Genomic DNA, 17633 nt, shown 5'->3' with positions numbered 1-17633 from the left:
CCGGCCCCGGCACGCTAGATTTCCCGCGTGGAGGAGATCGATCGTCAGATCCTGGCGCTGCTCGCCGACGACGGGCGGATGAGTTTCACCGACCTGGCCAAGGAGACGGGGCTGTCGGTGTCGGCCGTGCACCAGCGCGTCCGGCGGCTGCAGAAGCGCGGCGTGATCACCGGGTTCGCCGCGCAGCTGGACAGCCGGCAGATCGGGCTGCCGCTGACCGCGTTCGTGTCGATCAAGCCGATCGATCCGGCCGCGCCGGACGACGCGCCCGACCGGCTGGCCCACCTCCAGGCGATCGAGGCGTGCCATTCGGTGGCGGGCGACGAGAGCTACATCCTCAAGGTGCGGGTCGCGTCCCCGAACGAGCTGGAGGACCTGCTGCAGCAGATCCGCGCCGCCGCGAACGTCGCGACCCGCACCACGGTCGTCCTCAGCACCCCCTGGGAGGCGCGCCGCCCGCCCCTCTAGCGCGGGGCGAAGGCGTCCAGGGCCGCCAGCGCGCGGTCCGCGGACGCGCCCGGGTCGGCGTCCGGCCCGGTGATCTCGGGGTCGAAGTTCAGGTCGACGAACGCCTCGGTGACGCCCTGCCCGGCGAGCGCCTCCAGGTCGCCGCGGACCTCCTCGGCCGAGCCGGTGAGCGGGCGCCGCCCCTCCCGGCCGGCGGGGCGGATCCGCACCGCGGCCCGGCACACGAACCGCAGCGCGGACGCGTCCCGGCCGGCCCGCTCGGCGGCGTCCCGCACGACGGCGATCGAGCGGCCGATCTCGGCGGGGTCGGCGCGGCTGGAGCTGACCCACCCGTCCGCGAGCCGCCCGGCGCGCCGCAGCGCCGGCTCGGTCGCGCCGCCCAGCAGGACCGGGAGCGGGGACTGCGCCGGGGGCGGCTCCATCACCACCGGCGGGAAGTCGTAGAACTCGCCGTGGAACTCGGTCGCGCCGCCGCTCCACAGGCCGCGCAGCACCGCCAGGAACTCCTCGGCGCGGGCGCCGCGCCGCTCCATCGGAGCCCCGGCCGCGGCGAACTCCTCGCGCATCCAGCCGAGCCCGAGCCCGAGGTCGAGCCGCCCGCCGCTGACCCGGTCGAGGGTGGCGGCCTGCTTGGCGAGGACCGCCGGCGCGTAGAACGGCAGGTTGACGACGGCGACGCCGAGCCGCACCCGCCGGGTCCGCCCGGCGAGGTAGGCGAGCGTGACCAGCGGATCGGGGACCGCGCGGTAGGCCGTGCCGTCCGAGCCGGCGGGGTTGAGGACGCGCTGCAGCGTCCACACCGAGTGGTAGCCGAGCTCCTCGGCCCGTTCGGCGATCAGCGCCTGGTGGTCCGGCGTGGCCCAGGCCCCCGCCACCGGAACCGCGAACCCGATCAGCACGGCCGCTCCCTCCCGCCTGCACCTTACTTTGTCAAGGCGCGAGCCCGTGTGCATACCCCGCGCGCCGCCGGAGACCTTACCCCGCGCGGGGTAGCGCCGGCGCCGGCGGCGTGCGCGGCGTCGTTGATCCGGATGCGGCTCGGCGGGTGCGTCCCGGGAGCGACGCGGTGGAGGGCTCAGGCGTGGGGGCTCGGGGGCGGGGGCTCAGGGCGCGGCGGCGATGAAGCAGGAGTTGCCGAAGCCGACCTCGTCGCCGGGCCGCAGCCGGGCCGGGCCGGTCAGCCGCCACCCGTTCACCCGGGTGCCGTTCATCGACCCGAGGTCGGAGATCATCCACCCGTCGCCGGACCGGTAGATCTCGGCGTGGAACCGCGAGACCGTCAGGTCGGTGAGGATGAACTGGCAGGCCGGGGCGCGGCCGACGACGATCCGCTTCAGGTCGGCCGGCGGCAGCATGAACCGGGGCAGCCGGGGCGCCCGCCAGGCCGCCTCGATCCGCGCCGTCACCTGCGACACCGAGGAGACCAGCCCGGTCAGCCGGTCGATCATCCGGTTCTGCGGGGGCAGGTCGCGCACGATGCCGGCCAGCTCCGCCTGGCTGCGCGCCCGCAGGACCTGGTCGACACGGCGCTCGAACGTGTCGTTCGACATCCGGCCCTCGGCCACGCGGTCGCTCAGGACGCGCAGGGCCCGGTCCCGTTCCGTGTCGGACGCTCTCACCGGGAATGAGGGCTGACCGTCCATGGCTGTGAGTATCCAGTCCCCATCGTCGGCTGTCCAGAAAGGGCCGTCGGCCCGAGGAGGCGGGTGATCGCCCTCACCCGCCCCCCCACCTGTTCGATGGGTCGTCCGCCGGAAAAGTTCGCGGCGGGCCGCGCCGTCCGGGCCGGCCGCGCGCGGGGTCAGCGCGACAGCAGGTCGCGCGCGATGTGCGTCACCTGGATCTCGTCGGTGCCCGCGTAGATCTGGAACGACTTGGCGTCGCGGGCGAGCTGCTCGACGCGGTACTCGCTCATGTAGCCGTTGCCGCCGAACAGCTGCACGGCCTCCTGCGCGACCTCGCTGGCGGCCTGCGCGGCGTACAGCTTCATCGCCGACGCCTCGGCGAGCGTCATCGCGCGTCCGGCCCGCTGCATCTCGATGTGCCGGAACACCAGGTTCTGGACGTTGAGCCGCGCGACCTCCATCTTGGCCAGCTTCAGCTGGATGAGCTGGAAGTCGCCGATCCGCTGCCCCCACAGCTCCCGGGTCTTGGCGTACTCGACCGACAGCCGCAGGCACTCCTCGATGACGCCGAGCGCCATCGCGGCGACACCGGCCCGCTCGGTGACGAAGTTCTGCTTCGCCGACTCCTTGCCGCCCTGCGAGCCGGACGCCAGGAGGCGGTCGGCGCCGGCGCGGACGTCGGTGAGGAACAGCTCGCCGGTGGGGGAGGAGTGCAGGCCCATCTTGCGCAGCGGCTTGCTCTGCTCCAGCCCCTCCATGCCCCGGTCGAGGACGAACGTGAGGATCTCGCGGTCGCGCGGGTCGCGCCCGTCGTCGAGCTTGCAGTAGAACACGATGATGTCGGCGTAGGGGCCGTTGGTGATGAAGGTCTTGCTGCCGTTGATGACGTACTCGTCGCCGACCTTCCTCGCGGTGGCCTGCATGCCGCCGAACGCGTCCGACCCGGAGTTCGGCTCGGTGATGGCCCAGGCGCCGACCTTCTCCATGGTCAGCAGCGGCAGCGCCCAGCGCTCCTTCTGCTCGGGGGTGCCCCGCTTCATGATCGTCCCGGCGGCGAGGCCGAGCCCGACGCCCATCGCCGACACCAGGCCGGGCGCGACCTTGCACAGCTCGATGACCGGGATCATGGCCATCGCCGCGTTCCCGCCGCCCTGCCGTTCCGCGCCGTCCCCCTCCTGCCCGGCGGGCGCGCCCTCCTTCTCGCGGGCGATCCGGGCGTGGAAGGACGAGCGGGCCATCTCGTCCATCCCGAACGTCTTGTAGAGGCCGCGGAGCAGGTCGTACGGCGGCAGCTCGCCCGATTCCAGGGCGTCCAGGTTGGGCCGGACCTCGGCGTCGATCCAGCCGCGCACCGCGTCCCGGATCATCAGGTCTTCCTCGGACCACTCGATCATGCTCTGCCCCGCCCCTTCGAACTCCTGCCGGTTGCAGGGCCCATCCAAGCAGATCGCGCAAGCGAGCGCTTATTCGGGCCCGGGGGCTCCGTCCGGGGCGGGCGGAGGGGCTAGCCGAGGGACACCACGTCCGCGAGGACGCCCCCGTCCGCGGTGAGGCGTGCGGGGGAGGGGCTGTCGTAGACGACCAGCAGGCGGGTGCCGGGCTCGTCCAGCACCGCGATGCCCTCGGCGTGGTCGTCGCCGTCGCCGTAGGGCAGGACGCCCAGCGTCTCCAGCTCCTCGGCGGTCACGATCTCGGCGGCGTCGGCCTTCGCCGCGCCGCGCCACCGCACGACCCGCACCGGGCCGTCCAGGTCCATGCTCGGGCCGGTGAGCACGAGCAGGTCGTCGCCGTGCGGGCACAGGTCGCGGATGCCGAGGCCGCCGAGGTCCAGGAAGTGGGTGCGGTAGAGGTCCTTGCCGCCGCCGACGGGCAGCAGCCGCAGCCGCCCCGGGTCTCCGGGGTCGGTGCCGGGGCGGACCTCCACCAGCACCGCCCAGCCGCGCAGCACCGGCCCGCGCAGCCCGATGTAGAGGCGGTCGCCGTGCGCGGCGATGCCCTCGATGTCGATGCCGTTGTCCTTGCTCGGGATGGACAGGAACGGTGCGAGGTGCGGGTCGTCCTCCAGCAGGTCGGTGAGGGAGTCCTTGTCCAGGCCGAGGACCGCGGCGGTGCGGCCGCCGTCCTCGCGGACGACGGCGGGCAGCCCGTCCTCGCCGGTGACCAGGGGGAGCCGCACGAGGATGAAGCGGTTGTCCTCGCGGACGACGGTGGCCAGCCGCTTGCGGGCCTTCGCCGGGCTCTGGCCCGGCTTGATCTTCTTGCGCTTGAGGCTGTGCGAGCCGATCGCCCACAGCCAGCCGTTGGCCCGCGCCAGGCCCTCGATGTCGGCCTCCTCGCCGGGGCCGGCGGGCAGCCGCACGAGGTCGGCGAGCGCGACCGTGGCCTGCGCGTCGTAGCCGGTCACGCGCCCGTCGCCGTCGAGCACGGCGGTGAGCCGCTCGATCGTGGCCGTCTCGTCGCCCGCGACCCACAGGCAGCGGCCGTCCTGGCGCACGGCGGACAGGTTGGTGTGCGTCTCGGCTTCCCGGCTCTCCAGCCCGAAGCGCAGCTCGACTCGGCGTTCCACGATCATTGCGACATATTCCCATATCCGGTGCGCCCGTTCGGCCGCCGCAGGGGGCCTGAACTGGCCTTCACCGGTCCCAGCGGACGTCCAGGCGCGGCGGCTTGCGGAACACCAGGCCGTGCGGGCGGGCCGGGCGGCCGGGGTCGAGCCGCAGCCCGGGGAGCCGGTCGAGCAGCGCGGTGAGCGCGGTGCGCGTCTCCAGCCGGGCCAGGTGGGAGCCGAAGCAGAAGTGCGGGCCGTGCGCGAACGCCAGGTGCTCGGCGGCGTTGTGCCGCCGCACGTCGAAGCGGTCCGGGCCGGGGAAGACCGCCGGGTCGCGGTTGGCGCCCGCGATCGACACCCGCACCAGGTCGCCGGCGCGGATCCGCGCCTCGCCGAGGACGACGTCGCGGGTGGCGTACCGGTCCACGACCGACGCGGAGGGCTCCAGCCGCAGCGACTCCTCGATCGCCGCGGGGAGCAGGTCCCGGTCGTCCAGGACGAGCCGCAGCTGGTCGGGGTGCCCGAGCAGGTGCAGCGCGGCGTTGGCGATCATGCCCTCGGTGGTGTCGATGCCGCCGAACATCAGGATCGCGGAATCGGCGACGACCTCCGCCGTGGTGAGGCCCGCCGCGGCGTCCCCGGCGGCCTCGGCCAGCAGCGACCCGGGCCGGGACGCGGCGATCGCCTCCTCGACCGCCGCGGTGAGCGACCGGTACGCCCCGGCCGCCGCGGCGGGGGCGGCGCCGCCGGCGGTGATGGCGGAGACCGCCTCGACGAACGCGCCGTACCAGGACCGGACGGTCGCGGCGTCGACGCCCTCCAGGCCCAGCGCCTCGGCGACGACCGCGACGGCGAGCGGCCCGGCCAATTCGCCGCGCAGCTCCGCCCGGCCGGCGGGCGCGAGGCCGTCCACCAGCCGGGCGGCCTCCGCCTCGACGAACGCGGTGAACCGCTCGCGGGTCCGCGCCGGGCGGAACGGGCGCGCGAACGGGTCGCGGTGCCGGGTGTGGGCGGGGCCGTCCAGCGACAGCATGCTCGGCCCGACGACCTGGGCGGTGGAGAAGCGCGGATCGTCCACGGTGAAGGCGTCCGCGTCGCGCAGCACCCGCAGCGCCAGGTCGCGGGAGGTGACCAGCCAGCCGCCCAGCGCGGGGACCAGGGCGGCCGGGGCGCGCTCCCGCAGCTGGGCCAGGTGCGGGTGCGGATCGTCCGCCAGGTCGGCGGCGGTCAGGTCGGCGGTCGGCTCGGTCGTCATCGGGTCGAGGATAGGCCGCCGCCTTACTGATCTACAACGTAAAGGCGCCGGGCCGTCCGTCCGTCACGCGGCCTCGACCCGCTCCCGCCACCACTCGCGGCCCTCTTCCGGCAGCGTGTAGATCGGGTCGTGGTACTCGTACCGCCGGGTCAGCGCGTCCGGGTCGGACAGCTCCAGCCCGGTGCGGTAGTTCTTCGTCCAGTAGGAGATGCCGCGCTCGCGGTCGTACTCGGCGAGCTGGTGCACCCAGCGCTTGCCGACGTAGGGGACGTCGCAGACGATGCGCGGGGTGGCGAAGCCGGGCAGGTAGCCCATGATCGCGTGCTGCAGTTCCTGCGCCTCCCAGACCGCGAGCCGCCAGTGCTCGCTGTTCGGGATCATGTCGCACATGTACAGGTAGTACGGCATGATCCCGGCCTCGTCGAGGAGCGCGAACGACAGGTCGAGCAGCGCGTCCGGGGTGTCGTTGACGCCGCGCAGCAGCACGCCCTGGTTGCGGACGTCGCGGATGCCCGTGTCGAGCATCGCGCGGGCGGCCTTGGCGACCAGCGGCGTCACCGACTGGGCGGCGTTGACGTGGGTGTGGATCGCGATCTGCACGCCGCGCCCGTGCGCCTTGGCGGCGAGGCGCTCCATGCCGGCCCGCACGTCGTCCTGCAGCCAGTGCTGCGGCAGGCCCATGAGCGCCTTGCTGGCCAGCCGGATGTCGCGGATGTTGTCGATGTCCAGCAGCGCGTCGACGAACGACTCCAGCCGCGCCCACGGCATGTTGGCGACGTCGCCGCCGGAGACGACCACGTCGCGGACGCCGGGGGTGCGGCGCAGGTAGTCCAGCATGGCGCCGAGCCGGTCCGGCGGCTTGATGGTGAACTTGTGCTTGTCGACGTTCGGGGTGGAGTTGCCGACCAGGTCCATGCGGGTGCAGTGGCCGCAGTACTGCGGGCAGGTCGGCAGGATCTCGGCCAGCACCTTGGTGGGGTAGCGGTGGGTGAGGCCCTCGACGGCCCACATCTCGGCCTCGTGCAGGGAGTCGCGGGAGGCGTGCGGGTGGGACGGCCAGTCGGTGCGCCGGTCGCTGAACACCGGCAGCATGTAGCGGCGCACGGGGTCGGCGTAGAAGGCGGCCGTGGACGAGGAGTCCATCGTGTTGAGCATCTGCGGCGGCAGGAGCATCGACATCGTGGCGCGCTCGGCCTGGTCGCGCTCCAGGTCGGCGTAGAACGACTCGTCCAGCCGGTCGCCCATGACCTGGCGGAGCTGCCGCAGGTTCTTCACGCAGTGGGCGCGCTGCCACTGCGCCGACTCCCATTCCTCCCGCGTGACGTCGCGCCATCCCGGCAGGCGCCGCCAGTCGGGCTCCTCCAGGGGCCGTCGCCGGTAGGCGTACGGCTGGCGTGCGGTCTCGTCGGACGCTCCGCCGGGTAGGGCCGCGTCCGGGTGCAGGGCAGTGGTCATCGTCGACCGCCTCCTAGCCTCACATTGATCGCGCAAAACTCTTGTGTGAGCCCGACGTTACGGGAAGACTTTCGATGAAACTAGTGGTGCCCTGTACATCTTGCGCTACACCATCTGTTTTCGGAAGAGAGGCGGGACGGCGATGACCGACGGGCGGACGGCTCCCGGCACGGGGACGGCGGTGGGCCTGCACCGGGTGCTGGAGCCCGCGGGCGTGCTGCCGCAGGCCGCGCGGCGGCTCGACACCGACCCGCGGATCCGGCCCGACGAGGTCCGCATCGCCGTCGAGCGCCTCAACCTGGACGCCGCGTCCTACCGGCAGCTGCACACCGCGCACGGCGGCGACCCGGACGCGATCCGCGCCGAGGTGCTGCGGATCATCGGGGAGCGCGGCAAGATGCACAACCCGGTGACCGGGTCGGGCGGCATGCTCGTCGGCGTCGTCGAGGAGGCGGGGCCGGAGTCCCCGCTCGGGCTGAAGCCGGGCGACCGCGTCGCCACGCTGGTCTCGCTGACCCTCACCCCGCTGGCGGTCAGCGACGGGCTGGCCGGCTGGGACGGGCTGTCGGAGCAGGTCCCGGCGCGCGGCCACGCGATCCTGTTCGCCCGGTCCATCGCCGCCGTCCTGCCGGACGACATGCCGGTGCCGCTCGCCCTCGCCGTCATGGACGTGTGCGGCGCGCCCGCCCTCACCGCCCGGGTCGTCGCCGCGCGGCCGGCCCCGTCGGTCGCGGTGCTGGGCGCCGCCGGCAAGTCCGGGTGCCTGTCGCTGGCCGCCGCGCGCCGCGCCGGGGCGTCCCGCGTGATCGGGCTCGTCCCGACCGCCGAGGAGGAGGAGCGGCTCACCGCGTCCGGGCTCGCCGACGCGGTCGTCCGCGCCGACGCCCGCGACCCGGTGGCCGTCGCCGCCGCGATCGGCGAGCCGGTGGACGTCACCGTCGTGTGCGTGGACGTGCCCGGCTGCGAGCACGGCGCGATCCTCGCCACCGCCGCCGGCGGCACCGTCGTGTTCTTCTCGATGGCGACGTCGTTCCCGGCGGCCGCGCTCGGCGCCGAGGGCCTCGCGGCGGACGTCACGATGCTCATCGGGAACGGCTACGTCCCCGGGCACGCCGAGGCCGCGCTCGACCTGGTGCGGACGGAACCGGCCGTGCGCGCGCTGTTCACCTCCCGGACCGGGCCGGTTTCGGCAGAATGACCGGGAACGCCCCGGCAGCGGCGGGGATCACCCGATCATCGAGGGAGACAGAATGGCGAGCATCACCGAGGAACTGCGCGGCCGGGACCCCAAGGAGCGCCGGGCGCAGATCGTCGACGTCCTGGTCGACGCCTTCTCGGACCTGATGGAGCGCAGCCCCGCCGAGTTCCGCCGCCGCTTCCGCAAGATGGCCTCCGACCCGTTCGCGTTCTACCGGGGCAGCGCCTGCCTGTTCTACGCCGACATCGTCCACGACGCCGACCCGTGGGCCGACGAGCGCACGTCCCGCGTGTGGATCCAGGGCGACCTGCACGCGCAGAACTTCGGCACCTACATGAACGACGACGGCGTGTTCGTCTTCGACGTCAACGACTACGACGAGGCCTACGTCGGCCACTTCACCTGGGACGTCAAGCGGTTCGTGGCGAGCCTGGCGCTGCTGGCCTGGCAGAAGGCGATCTCCGACGCCGACATCCGCCGGCTCATCGAGACCTACGTGCGCGCCTACGTCGACCAGGTCCGGCACTTCGCCGCGCACGAGGGCGACGAGAAGTTCGCGCTGACCCTGGACACCACCGACGGGTACGTCCGGGACGTGCTCGTCGCCGCGATGGGCGGCACCCGCATCGGGCTGCTGGAGGGCATGACGGTCGTGGACGGCCCCGACCGCCGATTCCGCGACCGTCCCGGCGTCCGCCGCCTGGGGGAGGCGGAGCGCGCCAAGGTCGAGGCCGCCTACCAGGAGTACCTGACGACGATCCCGGCCGAGAAGCGGTTCGGCAGCCTCACCTACCAGGTGAAGGACGTGGTGGGCGCGTCCGGGTTCGGCATCGGCTCGGCCGGGCTGTCGGCCTACAACATCCTGGTCGAGGGCAGCACCCAGGCGCTGGAGAACGACGTCATCCTGTCGATGAAGCAGGGCAACGTCGCCGCGCCCAGCCGCGTCGTCGACGACCCCCGCATCCGCGAGTACTTCCAGCACCACGGCCACCGCACCGCGGTGTCCCGCCGCGCGCTGCAGGCCAACAGCGACCCGTGGCTCGGCCACACGCAGATCGACGGCGTCGGGTACGTCGTCCAGGAGCTGTCCCCCTACGAGGAGGACCTGGACTGGGGCGGCCTCACCGAGCCGGAGGACATGCTGTCGGTCCTGGACGACCTGGGCCGCGCCACCGCGAAGGTGCACTGCGTGTCCGACACCGACTCCGACCACACCCTGGTCGGCTTCCAGGTCGAGGACGCCATCCACGCCGCGATCGGCCCGGACGAGTCGGCGTTCGTCGAGGCGATGGTCGCGTTCGGCACCGAGTACGCCGCGATCGTCCGCAACGACCACGCGCTCTTCGTGGACGCCTTCCGCAACCACGAGATCCCCGGCCTGTAGGCCCGCTCACACGGCCCGGGTCACCCCGCGGGGCGGAGCAGGAGGAGGGCTATGTCGTCGTGGCCCTGCTGGTCGGACAGCAGGGCCAGGACGCCGTCGGCGGTGTCCTCCAGCGTGGCGGACCGCGAGGCGACCAGGGCGGACGCCAGCCGCGCGATGCCCTCGTCGACGTTGCGCATGCGGCTCTCGACCAGGCCGTCGGTGTAGAAGGCGAGGGTGGCGCCGGGCGGGATCTCGGCCGCCGCCTGCTCGTACTCGGGCGGGTGCGCGGGGTCGGACACCCCGAGCGGCAGGCCGTGCGGGAGCGCGAAGCGCTGCGCCGTCCCGTCGGGGAGGGCCAGCAGCGGCGGCGGGTGCCCGGCGCACGCCAGCTCGCAGCGCAGCGTCGCCGGGTCGCAGACCATGCACAGGCAGGTCGCGAACTGGGCGGCGTCCAGGCCCTGGGCGATGGAGTCGAGCCGCCGCAGCACCTCGGCGGGCGGGAACTCGCAGCTGGCCAGGGTGTGCGCGGCGACCCGCAGCTGGCCCATCGCGGCGGCGGCGGTGACGCCGTGCCCGACCGAGTCGCCGATGACGACCGCGACCTTGTCCGCGGGCAGCGGCACCACGTCGTACCAGTCGCCGCCGACGCCGCTGGCGGCCGGCAGGTAGCGGTGCGCGATCTCCAGGCCGGGCGGGGCGGCGACCCCGGCGGGCAGCAGCCCGGCCTTCAGCGCGGTCGCGGTGCGGTGCTCGCGCCGGTACAGGCAGGCGTTGTCGACGCTGGTGGCGGCGCGCGCGGCGAGCTCGGACGCCAGCGCCGTGTCGGCGGCGGTGAACGGCAGCCGGCCGCGCTTGCGGCTGAACACCGCGAAGCCGAGCGACCGGCCGCGCGCCACCAGCGGCACCGCCAGCAGCGACACGTGGTCGAGCAGCCCGTCGATGACGCGGCCGGTCTGCCGCGCCATCGTGTCCTGGATGGCGTCGCCGCCGAACTCGATCATGGCGCCGGTGGTGAGGCAGCGGGCGTAGGGGGTGGACGGCGGGTAGACGATGACCTCGTTGACGGGGAACTCGCGGGACCACTCGCGCGGGTCGTCGTCGGCGAACGCGACCGCGAGGCGCCGCACGACCGCGGAGCCGTCGGCCTCCGCGGCGGGCTGGTCGTCGTCGGCGAGGAGCCGCTCCAGGACGTAGATGGCGCCCGCGTCGGCGAACCGCGGGACGGTGACGGCGACGATCTCCCGGGCGGTGAGGTGCAGGTCGAGGGTGGAGCCGATGCGGCGGCCCGCCTCGTTCAGCAGCTCCAGGCCGCCGGCCCACGGCGGCGACACGGTCAGCGCGACGAGGGTGCCGCCGTCGGCGTGGGCGATCGCCTCGCACGAGACGGACAGCCCGTCGTCCGACAGCGGCAGCACCCCGCTCCAGGGGTGGCCGGACACGGCCGCCTTCAGCGCCGACGCCAGGTGCCCGGCGGCGTGGGGCCGGCCGAGCAGCTCGGGCAGGAGAGCGCCGGCCGCGGCGGCCGCGTCGTGGCCGAACAGGCGCGCGGCGCCCTCGCTCCATCCGGTGATCCTGCCGTCCGGGTCGAGCAGGACGGTCACCGGTCCCGGCCGGGCGGGTCGATCGGACATCGGTCTTCACTGTCCCGTTCGCAGGGGCTTTCCGGCGCGGCCGCGTTACGCTGATTGCGCTCCGCGGACGGCACGCCTCGGTCACAAGGGAGACGATGCATGGACTCCGAGTGGATCCCACCCGAAGTCGACAGTCAACGACCAAGCGTCGCACGGGTGTACGACTATCTGCTCGGCGGAGCCCACAATTTCGCCTCCGATCGTGATCTCGCGACGGGGCTGCTGCGGGTCGAGCCGCAGGCGCGGGAGCTGGCGCAGGCGAACCGGGCGTTCCTGCGCCGCGCGGTCCGCACGCTGGCGGGGGCGGGCATCGCCCAGTTCGTCGACATCGGGTCGGGCATCCCGACGCAGGGCAACGTGCACGAGGTCGCGCAGGGCGTGAACCCGGACGCGCGGGTCGTGTACGTCGACAACGACGACGTCGCCGTCGCGCACAGCCGCACCATCCTGGCGGGCGACGACCGGACCGCCGTCCTGCAGGCCGACATGCGCCGCCCGGCCGACATCCTGTCCGCGCCGGAGCTGAAGAGCCTGGTCGACCTGTCCGAGCCGGTGGCGTTCCTGCTGGTGGCGGCGCTGCACCTGGTGAAGCCCGAGGAGGACCCGGAGGGCATCGTCGCGGCGCTCCGCGACGCCGCCGCGCCCGGCAGCCACCTGGTGATCTCCCATCTGACCCACGAGGCGCAGCCGGGCAAGACCGCCGCGATCGGGAAGCTGTACGACCGGGCCACCTCCCCGGCGGTGTCCCGGTCGCACGCGGAGATCCTGCGTTTCTTCGACGGCTGGGAGCTGCTCGACCCCGGTCTGGTGTACGTGCCGCTGTGGCGCCCGGACGAGGGCGACGCCGTGGACGACCCCGAACGCTTCCTCGTGTTCGGCGGAGTCGCCCGCCTCACCTGACCCGCCGCCTCCCCCGCCCGCGCACTCGCCCGCCCCGCACCCCGCTCGGCCTGCGCCTCGCCTGGTCGGCTGCTTGCCCGACTGGTGCCTCGCCGCATCGGCGGCTCGCCTGGTCGGGTGCCCGCCCGACCGGGCGTGCGGCGGGCGGGTGCTCGGTGGGCGGGTGCGGTGGTCAGCGGGCGAAGGCGATGGCGGTGCCGGCGCTGACGACGACCGCGATCACGACGAGGACCAGCGAGGTGCTCAGCGGGTTGCGTCGCCGCTGCGGCGTCTGGACCGCGCGCGGCGCCGTGTGCGCGGGCTCCGGCGTCGCCTGCTCCGGCGTCGTCCGCTCCGGCGGCGAGGGCCGCGCGGGCGAGGGCCGCGGCGGCGGGGGCTGCACGCGCGACGGCTCGGGCGGGCGCGTCCGCGGGGGCGGCGGCAGCACGGGCGCCGCCGCGGGCCGCGGGCGCCGCGGGGGAGGCGCGGCCGGGACGGTCTCGGCCGGGACGGCCTCGGCCGGCGGCTCGGGGGTCTCGGCCGGGGGCGGCTGCTCCGCGGGCCGGGGAGGCTCCGGGGGCGGCGGTTCCGGCGTGCCGGGCGGCGGGGGCTCGGCGCAGCCGTCGGCGCCGGGCCCGATCCGGATGTCGACGCACACGGTGACGCCGGGCGGCGGGATGGGGGCCGCGAGCGCGCCCGCCGGGAGAGCGAGGGCGCCCGCGACCGCGGCGGGCAGGGCGGGTACGGCGAGGCGGGCGCGCACGCTCACCCACCCCCCGAGATGTGCTGCAGCTGGGCCTGCAGGCTCGTGTAGGCGTCCGGGCGGACGGCCAGGGCGCCGGTGAACACGTGCGAGATGTCGACGGTGAGGTAGGTGCCGGCCGCGAGCAGCGCGGCCATCATCGACAGCGGGACCAGGGTCGCGCCGCGCGGCCGGGCCCCGGACGTGAACGGCAGCAGCAGGACGGCGAGGCCGGTGAGGACGGTGACGGCGAGCAGCCCCGGCGGCGGGGTCGTGCGGGCGTCCATGGCGCGCTGCTCGCGGGCGGCGGATATCTCGGCGAGGTGGTCGAGCACGGCGGTGCGGGCGTCCTTCAGTTCGTCGGTGCCGGCGTTGACGGCGATGACGTCGCGGCGCAGGCCGTCCAGCTCGTCCCGGCCGCGGGTGCTGAGGCGGCCGTGCTCCATGAGCCGCCACTCGGGGCCGCGGACCAGGGCGACGTACCGGGTCAGGCCCGCCTGGACGTGCCGCGCGTCGGGCGGCGGCAGCCGGCTCGCGGCCCAGTACGCCTCGGAGATCGCGTGGCTCTCGGCGTAGGTGTTGGAGCGGGCCGCGTCGATCGTCGTCCACGGCACGACGATGGCGATGGCGAACGCCAGCAGGAACAGCGCCGACAGCATCGCCCCGCTGTGCGCGGTGGTCGGGCCGTCGGGGTCGGGGTCGTCCACGCCCCTCCAGCGCCGGACGAGCCGGCTCGCCAGCAGTACCACGCCGATCGCGCAGGCCGCGGCCGCACAGTAAACGATCATGCCCCTCCCGGCATCGGGCCGTCATCACTTCGGGTGAGTGTATTTTCACGGACCGTTGCTACCGGCGGGTTTCGCGATGACCGTCACCTGGAGGTGACGTGACCGCCCGGCCAGGGAAGGTGATCGGTGTGGGAGAGGAAGGACGGGGAGTTCTGCTGCCAGTTCTTGTGAAATACGGTGTTCATGCCGGAAGATCTCCCGTAGAGAACCCGGTGTGAAGGACGATTGTTCGGGCCGGCCCGGCAGGGGCGGCGGTGTGAGGGGAGACGGCAATGGCGCCGCAGGGAAAGCTGGACCTCGACCCGGAGGTGGTGCGGACCGCCCGGCGGCTCGCCGCCCGGGCCGCGGAACCGATCATCGGCATGGCCCGCTCCCACACGACCGTGTCGGTCGAGCGGGCGCTGCTGCGCCTGGCGGGCCTCACCGGCGCCGACGACGGGGGGCGCCCGTGGGTCAACCACCTCGCCGACGCCGTCCGCGACCAGGTCGGCTTGGAGCACGGCCTCGCCCTGCCCGTCTGGGACGCCCTGCTGAACGGCCCGTACGCCGATCTGGGCGACCTGGCGCGGGCCGCCGCGCGGGGGCGGGTCTCGTTCCGGCTGCCGTCCGGCGCCGAGGCCGGCCGCGCCCGCGCGGCCGCCCGCGAGGCGGCGCGCGGCGGCATCGCCCGCATCGACCGCCGCCGCGCCGAACGCGACCGGCTGCTGGCCGAGCTGCCGGCCCCGGACACCGCCGACCCGCCGCGCCCGCTGGTGTACCTGATCGTGGCGACCGGCGACATCTACGAGGACATACCGCAGGCGCAGGCCGCGGCCCGCGAGGGCGCCGACGTCGTCGCGGTGATCCGCTCCACCGGGCAGTCGCTGCTGGACTTCGTCCCCGAGGGCGCCACCCGCGAGGGCTACGCCGGCACCTACGCCACCCGCGAGAACTTCCGGCTGATGCGCTCGGCGCTGGACGAGGTCTCCCGCGAGCTGGGCCGGTACGTGCGGCTGACGAACTACGCCTCCGGGCTGTGCATGCCGGAGATCGCGACGCTCGCCGGGCTGGAGCGCCTGGACATGATGCTCAACGACTGCATGTACGGGATCATCTTCCGCGACATCAACCCGCGCCGGACGTTCATCGACCAGCGGTTCTCCCGGCAGATCCACGCCCGCGCCGGCATCGTCATCAACACCGGCGAGGACAACTACCTCACCACCGCCGACGCGGTCGACGCCGCTCACACGGTGATCGTCAGCCAGCTGCTCAACGAGCGGTTCGGGCACGAGGCGGGCCTGACGGACGCCCAGCTCGGCCTCGGCCACGCCTTCGAGATCAACCCGGCGATCCCCGAGTCGTTCCGGCTGGAGCTCGCGCACGCCCAGCTCGTCCGGGAGCTGTTCCCCGGCGCGCCGCTGAAGTACATGCCGCCGACCAAGCACATGACCGGCAACATCTTCGCCGGCTACCTGCTGGACGCCTTCTTCAACCTCGCCGGCGTGATGACCGGCCAGTCGATCATCCTGATCGGGATGATGACCGAGGGCATCCACACCCCGTGGCTGTCGGACCGCGACCTGGCGCTGGAGAACGTCCGCTACGTCCGCGACGCCTGCGGGAACCTCGCCGAGGACTTCATGCCCCGCCCGGACGGGATGGTCGTCCAGCGGGCCAAGCAGGTCCTGTCGGAGTCGGTCGACCTGCTCGGCCGCATCGCCGACGACGGGCTGCTCAACGCCATCGCCGAGGGCACGTTCGGCGTCACCCGCCGCCCGCCCGACGGCGGCAAGGGCCTGGACGGCGTCGTGCCCCGCGCCGACGGCTACTTCAACCCCGCCATCGAGATCCTCGACTCCGAGGACCCGCACGCCGCCCGCGCGGACGCCCAGGAGGTGCCGGCATGACGGCCGAGAGCAGCAGGACCGGGACCCGGGCCCCCGCTGAGACCCCCGCGGAGCCCGCCGACACCCGGCAGGTCATCCGCCCCTACGGCGACACCACCGGCGACGGCATGGTGCAGATGTCGTTCACGCTGCCCGTCCCCGCCGGCAAGCGCGCCGAGGCCGCCGCGCTGCAACTCGCCGGGAAGATGGGCCTGGACCCCGCCAGCGTCGTGCACGCCAAGCCGATGGGGCCCGACTTCACCTTCTTCATCGTGTACGGGAAGGTGCGGCACCTGATCGACTACGCGTCCATCCCCGTCCCGGAGGAGCGCGCCTACCCGCTGCTGACCTCCCAGGAGGTGAACCTGGCGATCCGCGAGGGGCTGAACCGGCGGCTGGTGGTCGTCGGCGCGTGCATCGGCACCGACGCCCACACCGTCGGCATCGACGCGATCCTGAACGTGAAGGGGTTCGCGGGGGAGAAAGGCCTGGAGTACTACCGGGAGATCCAGGTCGTGAACATGGGCGCCCAGGTCACCGTCGAGGAGCTGGTGGAGCGCGCCAAGGCCGAGGACGCCGACGCGGTGCTGGTCTCCCAGGTCGTCACCCAGCGCAACGCGCACCTGCACAACACCAAGCAGATGGCCGCCGCGTTCCACGCCGAGTACCCCACCGCCGTCGCCGGAGGCATCGGGCGGCCGCTGCTGGTGGTGGGCGGCCCCCGGTTCGACACCGTCACCGAGGCCGACCTCGGCGTCGACCGGATCTTCGGCAAGGGCACCACCCCCGCCGAGGTCGCCAGCTACCTCGTCCACGCCCTGCTGCCCGCCCACGCGCCCGGCGGGGCCCGCGACACCGAAGGAGAGGCCGACGATGAGTGACCCGCGCGAGGGGACGACCGTCACCCACCGCCGCTACATCCCCTACTCCCACGCCCACTACGCCGGCGACCTGGTGGACGGCGCCTACGTCCTCGGGCTGTTCGGGGACGCGGCGACCGAGCTGTGCATCCGCACCGACGGCGACGAGGGCCTGTTCGCCTCCTACGCCGACGTGCAGTTCCGCGCGCCGGTCAAGGCCGGGGACGTGCTGGAGACCACCGCCGTGCTGACCCGCGCCGGCACCCGCAGCCGCGTGATGGAGTTCGAGGCGCGCGTGGTGTGCCGGGGCCGCCCGGACAAGGGCGAGTCGGCCGCCGAGGTGCTGCCGGAGCCGATCGTCGCGGTCACCGCGACCGGGACGGTGGTGGTCGCCGCGCCCGGCGGCTGACACCGGCCCTCCGGCGCCGGACCGCCGGGTCCGGCGCCCGCCCTCCGCCACGCCATGATCGCCGATCGTCCGGGACCGAATTCCGGGGCGCTGATCATGGTACTGAGCTGGGGAAAGAGGGTGTCGCCGCAGAACATGGCGCGGTTGACACCGGGCCGGAAGCCGGTAGTTTTGCAGCAGTCCAGCACGGGACTCACCGATCGGCCGCCCGAGGCGCCGCCGGGCACCGCACCACGACGGGGACGGGGATCACGAGAGTGGTCGGCATCGTGCCCGCCTCAGCCAGTGCGGTGATCCGGGAGCGGGCCCGGGCGGAGCCGCCCGATCGCGCGGGGGGTTGGACCCGGGAAGGGCCCGGACATCCAGTAGAAAACGGAGCCTCGTTCTCACCGCCTGTGGGACGACTCCGGCCCGACGGGTGTCGCGGGCCCTCTTCCGTGTCGGCGTGCCCGCCCCGTCCCGCCCGCGGCCCCGCCTCCGTCCGGGCCTCCGTCCGGGCCGGCGCCGGTCCGCGGTCGCCACGGGTGCCCGCGGCCGGTAG

The 17633-nt window shown here is 74.1% G+C and carries 16 protein-coding genes; 7 read left to right on the top strand and 9 right to left on the bottom strand.

The genetic code is table 11. From position 1 onward, the window contains the following. The first annotated feature begins 27 nt into the window (after nucleotides 1-27). Nucleotides 28-468 carry an Lrp/AsnC family transcriptional regulator gene (locus ACIWVC_RS04730; protein WP_396446786.1) on the top strand — a complete coding sequence of 147 codons (441 nt, stop codon included), beginning with the start codon at nucleotides 28-30 and terminating at the stop codon, nucleotides 466-468. Here ACIWVC_RS04730 and ACIWVC_RS04725 read toward each other — a convergent pair. From ACIWVC_RS04725 to ACIWVC_RS04700, 6 genes are all read right to left on the bottom strand, one after another. Beyond that, on the bottom strand, nucleotides 465-1367 hold the full coding sequence (locus ACIWVC_RS04725; protein ID WP_396446787.1) for a TIGR03619 family F420-dependent LLM class oxidoreductase: 903 nt from the start codon (nucleotides 1365-1367) through the stop codon (nucleotides 465-467). The two genes, ACIWVC_RS04730 and ACIWVC_RS04725, sit on opposite strands and share 4 nt — an antisense overlap. 204 nt (nucleotides 1368-1571) lie before the next feature. Next, nucleotides 1572-2111, bottom strand: a complete 540-nt coding sequence (locus ACIWVC_RS04720) for an FHA domain-containing protein (protein ID WP_396446788.1) — start codon at nucleotides 2109-2111, stop codon at nucleotides 1572-1574. A gap of 158 nt (nucleotides 2112-2269) precedes the next feature. Then, a complete protein-coding gene (locus ACIWVC_RS04715) occupies nucleotides 2270-3487 on the bottom strand; it encodes an acyl-CoA dehydrogenase family protein (RefSeq protein ID WP_396446789.1) in 1218 nt (405 codons plus the stop codon). Between the two features lie 110 nt (nucleotides 3488-3597). After that, the gene (locus ACIWVC_RS04710; protein ID WP_396446790.1) at nucleotides 3598-4665 is read right to left on the bottom strand and encodes a DUF3616 domain-containing protein; all 1068 of its coding nucleotides are present in this window, start codon (nucleotides 4663-4665) and stop codon (nucleotides 3598-3600) included. 61 nt (nucleotides 4666-4726) lie between these two features. Continuing rightward, nucleotides 4727-5896, bottom strand: a complete 1170-nt coding sequence (locus ACIWVC_RS04705; protein WP_396446791.1) for a cytochrome P450 — start codon at nucleotides 5894-5896, stop codon at nucleotides 4727-4729. A 63-nt stretch (nucleotides 5897-5959) separates the two neighbouring features. Then, the gene (locus tag ACIWVC_RS04700) at nucleotides 5960-7351 is read right to left on the bottom strand and encodes a KamA family radical SAM protein (protein ID WP_396446793.1); all 1392 of its coding nucleotides are present in this window, start codon (nucleotides 7349-7351) and stop codon (nucleotides 5960-5962) included. Nucleotides 7352-7493: 142 nt separating this feature from the next. Here ACIWVC_RS04700 and ACIWVC_RS04695 point away from each other — a divergent pair, with 142 nt between their 5' ends. Together ACIWVC_RS04695 and ACIWVC_RS04690 are read left to right on the top strand one after the other, a co-directional pair. Next, entirely contained in the window at nucleotides 7494-8549 is a 1056-nt protein-coding gene (locus tag ACIWVC_RS04695) for an L-erythro-3,5-diaminohexanoate dehydrogenase (protein ID WP_396446794.1), read from the top strand. A gap of 52 nt (nucleotides 8550-8601) precedes the next feature. Beyond that, nucleotides 8602-9933, top strand: a complete 1332-nt coding sequence (locus tag ACIWVC_RS04690; RefSeq protein WP_396446795.1) for a DUF2252 domain-containing protein — start codon at nucleotides 8602-8604, stop codon at nucleotides 9931-9933. Nucleotides 9934-9953: 20 nt separating this feature from the next. Here ACIWVC_RS04690 and ACIWVC_RS04685 read toward each other — a convergent pair whose 3' ends face one another. Further along, entirely contained in the window at nucleotides 9954-11546 is a 1593-nt protein-coding gene (locus tag ACIWVC_RS04685) for a SpoIIE family protein phosphatase (protein WP_396446796.1), read from the bottom strand. 99 nt (nucleotides 11547-11645) lie between these two features. On the opposite strand from ACIWVC_RS04685, the gene ACIWVC_RS04680 reads away from it, so the two are divergent. Next, nucleotides 11646-12446 carry an SAM-dependent methyltransferase gene (locus ACIWVC_RS04680; protein ID WP_396446797.1) on the top strand — a complete coding sequence of 267 codons (801 nt, stop codon included), beginning with the start codon at nucleotides 11646-11648 and terminating at the stop codon, nucleotides 12444-12446. Nucleotides 12447-12618: 172 nt separating this feature from the next. Here ACIWVC_RS04680 and ACIWVC_RS04675 read toward each other — a convergent pair whose 3' ends face one another. Both ACIWVC_RS04675 and ACIWVC_RS04670 read right to left on the bottom strand, forming a co-directional pair. Continuing rightward, complete coding sequence (locus ACIWVC_RS04675; protein ID WP_396453843.1) at nucleotides 12619-13194, bottom strand: hypothetical protein; 576 nt, start codon at nucleotides 13192-13194, stop codon at nucleotides 12619-12621. Continuing rightward, nucleotides 13191-13955 carry a hypothetical protein gene (locus tag ACIWVC_RS04670; RefSeq protein ID WP_396449557.1) on the bottom strand — a complete coding sequence of 255 codons (765 nt, stop codon included), beginning with the start codon at nucleotides 13953-13955 and terminating at the stop codon, nucleotides 13191-13193. Before ACIWVC_RS04670 ends, ACIWVC_RS04675 begins: the two co-directional genes overlap by 4 nt. A 272-nt stretch (nucleotides 13956-14227) precedes the next feature. Here ACIWVC_RS04670 and ACIWVC_RS04665 point away from each other — a divergent pair, with 272 nt between their 5' ends. The 3 genes from ACIWVC_RS04665 to ACIWVC_RS04655 are packed head-to-tail and all read left to right on the top strand — an operon-like array spanning nucleotide 14228 to nucleotide 17092. Continuing rightward, nucleotides 14228-15844 (top strand): lysine 5,6-aminomutase subunit alpha, encoded by a 1617-nt coding sequence (locus tag ACIWVC_RS04665; RefSeq protein ID WP_396453842.1) that lies wholly within the window; start codon nucleotides 14228-14230, stop codon nucleotides 15842-15844. Then, complete coding sequence (locus ACIWVC_RS04660) at nucleotides 15841-16704, top strand: OAM dimerization domain-containing protein (protein ID WP_396449555.1); 864 nt, start codon at nucleotides 15841-15843, stop codon at nucleotides 16702-16704. Before ACIWVC_RS04665 ends, ACIWVC_RS04660 begins: the two co-directional genes overlap by 4 nt. Next, nucleotides 16697-17092, top strand: coding sequence for a hotdog fold domain-containing protein (locus ACIWVC_RS04655; protein ID WP_396449554.1), 396 nt, complete (start codon nucleotides 16697-16699; stop codon nucleotides 17090-17092). Before ACIWVC_RS04660 ends, ACIWVC_RS04655 begins: the two co-directional genes overlap by 8 nt. Nucleotides 17093-17633 lie beyond the last annotated feature (541 nt).

Origin of the sequence: Actinomadura sp. (assembly GCF_044508335.1) — a bacterium.
Taxonomy (GTDB): domain Bacteria; phylum Actinomycetota; class Actinomycetes; order Streptosporangiales; family Streptosporangiaceae; genus Spirillospora.
The sequence above is the reverse complement of the archived record's forward strand: the minus strand, read 5'-3'. Positions and strand labels throughout refer to the sequence as shown.

Excerpts from the sequence above, each read along its gene's own strand:
- ACIWVC_RS04720 (WP_396446788.1), bottom strand. The coding sequence starts at position 2,111 with ATGGACGGTCAGCCCTCATTCCCGGTGAGAGCGTCCGACACGGAACGG.
- ACIWVC_RS04715 (WP_396446789.1), bottom strand. The coding sequence starts at position 3,487 with ATGATCGAGTGGTCCGAGGAAGACCTGATGATCCGGGACGCGGTGCGC.
- ACIWVC_RS04710 (WP_396446790.1), bottom strand. The coding sequence starts at position 4,665 with ATGATCGTGGAACGCCGAGTCGAGCTGCGCTTCGGGCTGGAGAGCCGG.
- ACIWVC_RS04705 (WP_396446791.1), bottom strand. The coding sequence starts at position 5,896 with ATGACGACCGAGCCGACCGCCGACCTGACCGCCGCCGACCTGGCGGAC.
- ACIWVC_RS04700 (WP_396446793.1), bottom strand. The coding sequence starts at position 7,351 with ATGACCACTGCCCTGCACCCGGACGCGGCCCTACCCGGCGGAGCGTCC.
- ACIWVC_RS04695 (WP_396446794.1), top strand. The coding sequence starts at position 7,494 with ATGACCGACGGGCGGACGGCTCCCGGCACGGGGACGGCGGTGGGCCTG.
- ACIWVC_RS04690 (WP_396446795.1), top strand. The coding sequence starts at position 8,602 with ATGGCGAGCATCACCGAGGAACTGCGCGGCCGGGACCCCAAGGAGCGC.
- ACIWVC_RS04685 (WP_396446796.1), bottom strand. The coding sequence starts at position 11,546 with ATGTCCGATCGACCCGCCCGGCCGGGACCGGTGACCGTCCTGCTCGAC.
- ACIWVC_RS04680 (WP_396446797.1), top strand. The coding sequence starts at position 11,646 with ATGGACTCCGAGTGGATCCCACCCGAAGTCGACAGTCAACGACCAAGC.
- ACIWVC_RS04670 (WP_396449557.1), bottom strand. The coding sequence starts at position 13,955 with ATGATCGTTTACTGTGCGGCCGCGGCCTGCGCGATCGGCGTGGTACTG.
- ACIWVC_RS04665 (WP_396453842.1), top strand. The coding sequence starts at position 14,228 with ATGGCGCCGCAGGGAAAGCTGGACCTCGACCCGGAGGTGGTGCGGACC.
- ACIWVC_RS04660 (WP_396449555.1), top strand. The coding sequence starts at position 15,841 with ATGACGGCCGAGAGCAGCAGGACCGGGACCCGGGCCCCCGCTGAGACC.
- ACIWVC_RS04655 (WP_396449554.1), top strand. The coding sequence starts at position 16,697 with ATGAGTGACCCGCGCGAGGGGACGACCGTCACCCACCGCCGCTACATC.